Origin of the sequence: Mesorhizobium sp. LNHC229A00, from assembly GCF_000502415.1 — a bacterium.
Lineage (GTDB): Bacteria > Pseudomonadota > Alphaproteobacteria > Rhizobiales > Rhizobiaceae > Mesorhizobium.
Window position 1 is genome coordinate 1 of the sequence record NZ_AYWQ01000175.1, and the last position, 456, is coordinate 456.

1 protein-coding gene is annotated in these 456 nt (G+C 56.4%); it reads left to right on the forward strand.

The window, feature by feature from the left end:
* Nucleotides 1-304: 304 nt before the first annotated feature.
* The coding region (locus X742_RS1000000173665; protein ID WP_023775687.1) for a helix-turn-helix domain-containing protein at nt 305-456 on the forward strand (152 nt) is incomplete at its 3' end.

The window sequence follows — 456 nt, forward strand, 5'->3', positions numbered from 1 at the left end:
AACAGGAGTGGCGATCCACATTGACCCCCAGTCAGCGCGGCCGGCCGTATGGACGAGAAGAGACGAGCGATTTCAGCTGCCGGACCGCCTTGATTTAACATTCCGATAGTTCCGGAGGGCTGATCGGGCGTCAGTCTCGGACGGCGTTCACCGTCGGGCGGCGCTAAATGCAGGATGGTTGATCTCTTTACGTATCATAAGGCTGATGCATGATACGCGAACAGATCATAACGTGTTGACTCGATCACTGGATGAGGTACTCTGCCATATCATCTAGCATTGGAATGGATCGCTTACGTATCATATGGACCCTCAATCGGAAATCCTACGCGAAATCGGTGGGCTTTTCAGGCAGGCGAGGCTGGCCGCTGCCATGACGCAGGAGCAGGTCGCCGACTTAGCGGGTATATCCCGTCCCCGCTATCGCGACATCGAAAAGGGAGCCGCAGCCGCACG